6 protein-coding genes are annotated in these 6,012 nt (G+C 71.0%); 4 read left to right on the top strand and 2 right to left on the bottom strand.

All coding sequences use genetic code 11. The features are described 5' to 3' along the window. The coding region (locus PV721_RS40260; RefSeq protein ID WP_319733362.1) for a hypothetical protein at positions 1-750 on the bottom strand (750 nt) is incomplete at its 3' end. 242 nt (positions 751-992) lie between these two features. On the opposite strand from PV721_RS40260, the gene deoC reads away from it, so the two are divergent. The 3 genes from deoC to PV721_RS40245 are packed head-to-tail and all read left to right on the top strand — an operon-like array spanning position 993 to position 4,307. Next, entirely contained in the window at positions 993-1,955 is a 963-nt protein-coding gene (deoC, locus tag PV721_RS40255; protein ID WP_319733366.1) for a deoxyribose-phosphate aldolase, read from the top strand. A 5-nt stretch (positions 1,956-1,960) separates the two neighbouring features. After that, positions 1,961-3,397, top strand: a complete 1,437-nt coding sequence (locus tag PV721_RS40250; protein ID WP_319733360.1) for an aldehyde dehydrogenase family protein — start codon at positions 1,961-1,963, stop codon at positions 3,395-3,397. After that, complete coding sequence (locus tag PV721_RS40245) at positions 3,390-4,307, top strand: aldehyde dehydrogenase family protein (RefSeq protein WP_319733358.1); 918 nt, start codon at positions 3,390-3,392, stop codon at positions 4,305-4,307. Before PV721_RS40250 ends, PV721_RS40245 begins: the two co-directional genes overlap by 8 nt. A gap of 86 nt (positions 4,308-4,393) precedes the next feature. On the opposite strand, the gene PV721_RS40240 is transcribed toward PV721_RS40245, so the two are convergent. Further along, entirely contained in the window at positions 4,394-4,744 is a 351-nt protein-coding gene (locus tag PV721_RS40240; RefSeq protein ID WP_319733356.1) for a hypothetical protein, read from the bottom strand. Between the two features lie 54 nt (positions 4,745-4,798). Here PV721_RS40240 and PV721_RS40235 point away from each other — a divergent pair, with 54 nt between their 5' ends. Then, a complete protein-coding gene (locus PV721_RS40235) occupies positions 4,799-5,500 on the top strand; it encodes a uridine kinase (RefSeq protein ID WP_319733364.1) in 702 nt (233 codons plus the stop codon). The last annotated feature ends 512 nt before the right edge of the window (positions 5,501-6,012 follow it).

Below are 6,012 nucleotides of genomic sequence, written 5' to 3'. Positions count from 1 at the left end.
GGCCGGGGTGGTGGGCTTCGTCACCGGCTTGTCATCGGTGAACTTGTAGCTCGGCTTGCAGCCCTCGGGGAACGCGGGGAACGCGGCCCGCCCGATCTCGTCGTTGCCGCCCTGCGTCTTCCACTCGAAGACGGGCTTGGCGCTGCTCGGGTTCACGATCCGGGCGATGATGCCCGCGGACTCGGGCAGCGAGGGGTGGGTGCGGTCCAGCTGGGCGAAGCCGCGGCCGTCGGCCGCCTCGAGGAGGACCACCTTCGGGCCCAGCTCGGTGACGTACAGCTCGGCCGACATGCCCGCGCCGATCTCCTGCCCCACCGGACCGACCCGGCAGTCCGTGCTCGCCTCGCCCGCGGGCAGCGGGTAGGACGTGGCGCTCCCGTCCGCGGCGGTGACGACGAGGACGGGGTTGGCGCCCGCGGCCTTGGTGAGTTCGAGGTCCAGGCCCTTGGCCTTGTCGTGGGGCTGGGTACGGTCCAGCTTCGTCACGACGTGGACCATGTAGGTGTCGCCGGGCTTCCAGTCGGGGCCGACCTCGCGGATCCACGCCTCGGGGCCCTCGTCCTTGTTGCGCAGCACCGCGACCAGGCCCTCGCCGATGTAGACGGGCTTGCCCTCGTAGCGGCTGTCGTCCGAGGCCGCGGCCGACTTCGGGGCCGTGGCGGGTGCGGCGAACGCGGCGCCGGCCGCCGGGACGAGCATCGCGCCGGCGAGGGCGACGGTGACTATCGACGTGCGGAGGGCGGTACGCATAACGACTCCTGGAGCGTGGGTGCGGAGAGTGGAGGAGAGCCGCATGCCGCGTTGCGTCTGTTCGGTCTGGTTCACCGGGTCAGGTGTGGCGGGCTGCTTAGACAAATCTATGGATCGGGTGCGCGCGGACGATCTTGCTCCTGTCATGCCCGCGTAACAACAAACGGGACCCTCGATTCCGAATGAATCGGAGGGTGGGGGTGACAGGTCGCTACGCGCGTAGATATGCTCATGTGGTGACCATGCCCACCACCCTCACCGCATTCGCTGACGTGACGACGTCCGACAGTGCGCTGCGCCGCTTCCTGCACGGGCTGCCCGGCGTCGACACTGTCGGCCTGGAGGCCCGCGCGGCCTCCCTCGGCACCCGTTCGATCAAGACGACGGCCAAGGCGTACGCCATCGACCTGGCCATCTCGATGATCGACCTGACGACGCTCGAAGGCGCGGACACCCCGGGCAAGGTCCGGGCGCTCTCCGCCAAGGCCGTCAATCCCGATCCGACCGACCGTACGACGCCCATGACCGCCGCGGTCTGCGTCTACCCCGACATGGTGGCCACCGCCAAGGCCGCGCTGAACGGCGCCGACGTCAAGGTCGCCTCCGTCGCCACCGCGTTCCCGGCCGGCCGCGCCGCGCTGCCCGTCAAGCTCGCGGACACCCGTGACGCCGTCGCCGCCGGCGCCGACGAGATCGACATGGTCATCGACCGTGGCGCCTTCCTCGCCGGCCGCTACCTCGACACGTACGAGCTGATCAAGGCCGTCAAGGAGGCCTGCGTCCGTCCCGACGGCACCGCGGCCCGCCTCAAGGTCATCTTCGAGACGGGCGAACTGTCGACGTACGACAACATCCGCCGCGCCTCCTGGATCGGCATGCTCGCGGGCGCCGACTTCATCAAGACGTCGACGGGCAAGGTGGGCGTCAACGCCACCCCCGCGAACACCCTGCTCATGCTCGAAGCCGTCCGCGACTTCCGGGAGCAGACTGGAATCCAGATCGGCGTGAAGCCGGCCGGCGGCATCCGCACCACCAAGGACGCGATCAAGTTCCTGGTCCTGGTCAACGAGACCGTGGGCGAGGACTGGCTGAGCAACCACTGGTTCCGCTTCGGCGCCTCCAGCCTGCTCAACGACCTGCTGATGCAGCGCCAGAAGCTGAGCACCGGCCGTTACTCCGGTCCCGACTACGTGACGGTGGACTGATCACCATGGCATCTGTATTCGAGTACGCACCGGCTCCCGAGTCCCGCTCGGTCGTCGACATCGCCCCCTCCTACGGGCTCTTCATCGACGGCGAGTTCACCGACGCCGCCGACGGCAGGGTCTTCAAGACCGTCTCGCCGTCGTCCGAGGAGGTCCTCGCCGAGGTAGCCCAGGCCGGCGCCGCCGACGTGGACCGTGCGGTGAAGGCCGCCCGCAAGGCCTTCGAGAAGTGGTCCGCGCTGCCCGGCTCCGAGCGCGCCAAGTACCTCTTCCGCATCGCCCGGATCATCCAGGAGCGCAGCCGCGAGCTCGCCGTCCTGGAGACCCTGGACAACGGCAAGCCGATCAAGGAGACCCGCGACGCGGACCTCCCGCTGGTCGCCGCGCACTTCTTCTACTACGCGGGCTGGGCCGACAAGCTCGACCACGCCGGCTACGGCCCGAACCCGCGCCCCCTCGGCGTGGCCGGCCAGGTCATCCCGTGGAACTTCCCGCTGCTGATGCTCGCGTGGAAGATCGCCCCGGCGCTCGCCACCGGCAACACGGTCGTGCTGAAGCCGGCCGAGACGACCCCGCTCTCGGCGCTGTTCTTCGCGGACATCTGCCGCCAGGCGGGCCTGCCCAAGGGCGTCGTCAACATCCTCACCGGCTACGGCGACGCGGGCGCGGCCCTCGTCGAGCACCCGGACGTCAACAAGGTCGCCTTCACCGGCTCGACCGCCGTGGGCAAGAAGATCGCCCGCCACGTCGCCGGCACCGACAAGAAGGTCACCCTGGAGCTGGGCGGCAAGGGCGCCAACATCGTCTTCGACGACGCCCCCATCGACCAGGCCGTCGAAGGCATCGTCAACGGCATCTTCTTCAACCAGGGCCAGGTCTGCTGCGCGGGCTCCCGCCTGCTGGTCCAGGAGTCGATCCACGACGAGCTGCTGGACAGCCTCAAGCGCCGTCTCTCCACGCTGCGCCTGGGCGACCCGCTCGACAAGAACACCGACATCGGCGCGATCAACTCCGCCGAGCAGCTCGCCCGGATCACCGCGCTCGCGGAGACCGGCGAGGCCGAGGGCGCCGAGCGCTGGTCCCCGGCGTGCGAGCTGCCGTCCGCCGGCTACTGGTTCGCCCCGACGCTCTTCACGAACGTCACCCAGGCGCACACCGTCGCCCGTGACGAGATCTTCGGCCCGGTGCTGTCCGTGCTGACCTTCCGCACGCCCGACGAGGCCGTCGCGAAGGCCAACAACAGCCAGTACGGCCTGTCCGCCGGCATCTGGACGGAGAAGGGCAGCCGCATCCTCGCGGTCGCGAACAAGCTCCGCGCGGGCGTCGTCTGGGCCAACACGTTCAACAAGTTCGACCCGACCTCGCCCTTCGGCGGCTACAAGGAGTCGGGCTTCGGCCGCGAGGGCGGCCGCCACGGCCTGGAGGGCTACCTCGATGTCTGATTCGTCGACGCCGGCGCGTCTGAGCGTCTTCAAGACCTACAAGCTGTACGTCGGGGGCAAGTTCCCCCGCTCCGAGAGCGGCCGGGTGTACGAGGTGACGGCGAAAACATCGTCGGGTGGCAAGGGCAAGTGGCTGGCCAACGTGCCCCTGTCCTCCCGCAAGGACGCCCGTGACGCGGTCGTCGCCGCGCGCAAGGCCTTCGGCGGCTGGTCGGGCGCGACCGCGTACAACCGCGGCCAGATCCTGTACCGCATCGCCGAGATGCTGGAGGGCCGCCGGGAGCAGTTCGTCCGCGAGGTCGGCGAGGCCGAGGGGCTGTCCAAGTCGAAGGCCGGCGCGGTCGTGGACGCGGCCATCGACCGCTGGGTCTGGTACGCGGGCTGGACCGACAAGATCGGCCAGATCGTGGGCGGGGCCAACCCGGTCGCGGGCCCGTTCTTCAACCTCTCCACCCCGGAGCCGACCGGTGTCGTGACCGTGATCGCCCCCCAGGACTCGTCCTTCCTGGGCCTGATCTCGGTGATCGCCCCGGTCATCGCGACCGGCAACACGGCGGTCGTGATCACCTCCGAGGAGTCCCCGCTGCCGGCCCTCTCGCTGGGCGAGGTGCTCGCCACCTCCGACCTGCCCGGCGGCGTGGTCAACATCCTGTCCGGCAGGGCCGCCGAGATGGGCCCGCACCTGGCGTCCCACCAGGACGTCAACGCGATCGACCTTGCCGGAGCCGATGCGGCGCTGGCCAAGGAGCTGGAGATCGCGGCGGCCGACAACCTCAAGCGCGTTCTGCGTCCACAGCCTGTGGACGACTGGAACGCCGACCCGGGCACGTCGCGCATGACGGCGTTCCTGGAGACCAAGACGGTCTGGCACCCCACGGGGTCGCTGGGCTCGGGCGGATCCTCGTACTAGGAGATCTTGCCCAGGAGACCCCCGCGAACCGGCCCCGGCAGCGTCCCCCGCTGCCGGGGCCTTCGCGTACCCGCTCCGCTACTTCTTCACTTCTTCGGCAGGACCGGTCCGAGCAGGGAGGAGACGGCGGCGGTGGGCAGCTCGCCGACGGACGGCCCCTGGGTCAGGACCCCGGTGACCATGCCGGTGCCGAGGCCGGGGAAGTCCGCGACCTTGGTGGCCACGCCGTTGTCCAGCGGGTCCACGCCGGTGTGGGCGAGCGGGTTCACCTTGAGGTTCGCCACCGGATCGGCGACCCCGGCCAGAGCCGCGGGCACATCGAGCTCACTGGCCTGAGCACCCCCCGCGGCCATGGCGAGCGCGGCGCCCGCCATGGAGAGGGTGAGGCCTGCGGCGCGGAGCCGGTTCGGTGGCTGGGGGGCTGCGTGACGTGCCATGGGGATCCCGCCTGAGGTCGTAGTCGCGTGCGCACGCAGCGTAGTGGAGATGTGATCCTCGATACCAACCGGTCACCGGAGGCATCCCCTGCGCGGGGGAATGGTTCACACTGGTGTCCCGTGAGCTCCTCCTCTCCTTTGCCTACGCGTGTCGTCCTTCTGACCGGACCCTCGGGATCCGGCAAGTCCTCGCTGGCGGCCCGTTCGGGGCTGCCCGTGCTGCGCCTGGACGATTTCTACAAGGAGGGTGACGACCCGACCCTCCCCCTGGTCGAGGGCAGTTCGGACATCGACTGGGACTCGCCGCTGTCCTGGGACGCGGACACCGCCGTGGCGGCGATCGAGGAGCTGTGCGTCGTGGGTCGCACCGAGGTCCCGGTGTACGACATCGCGACGTCCTCGCGGACGGGGGCGGAGGCGCTGGACATCTCGCGCACGCCGCTGTTCATCGCGGAGGGGATCTTCGCGGCGGACATCGTCGCCCGCTGCCAGGAGCTGGGGCTGCTCGCGGACGCGATCTGTCTGCGCGGGCGGCCGTCCACCACCTTCCGCCGCCGGCTGGCGCGCGATCTGCGGGAGGGCCGCAAGTCGGTCCTGTTCCTGCTGCGGCGCGGCCTCCGGCTGATGCGGGCGGAGCGGGGCATCGTGGCGCGCCACATCGCTCTGGGTGCGCACGCGTGCGGCCGGGACGAGGCCCTCGGCCGCCTCGCCGCAGCCGCCGCCGGCCGCCACCGGCACACCCCCACTCCCGCCTAGTCCCCGGCCAGTCCCCGCCTTCCGCGGCCAGGCGGCCGAGCAGGGCCACCGCGTCCTCGACCGGGACCGGCCCGAAGAACCGGCCCCCCGCGCGAGCGGGGCCGGTGACGCGCAGCCGCCTTGCGCGCGTGTCGGCCGGGTCCACCTCTACACCACGCGGGTGCGCCCCGGTCCGAGCGGGACGAGCCGGTGCGTGGTGCGCAGGACGAGCGGTCCGAACCGGGCCTCGTCGGTGAAGTGCGCCCCCCGCCGAGATCGGTGACCGGCGCCACACCGCCACCCGCCCGGTCCGAACCGGGCCTCGTCGGTGAAGTGCGCCCCCCGCCGAGATCAATGACCGGCGCCACACCGCCACCCGCCACTGGCACCGCCACACCGCACCGCGACACGCCGCCCCGCCCCGCACATGCGAAAAGGCGGGATCAGGCGGACCCCCGGCCGCTTGATCCCGCCTTTTCGCATGTGCGGGGCGGGGCGGCGTGTCGCGGTGCGGTGTGGCGCCGGTCACCGAT

Origin of the sequence: Streptomyces sp. MB09-01 (assembly GCF_033794505.1) — a bacterium.
Classification (GTDB): domain Bacteria; phylum Actinomycetota; class Actinomycetes; order Streptomycetales; family Streptomycetaceae; genus Streptomyces.
The sequence above is the reverse complement of the archived record's forward strand: the minus strand, read 5'-3'. Positions and strand labels throughout refer to the sequence as shown.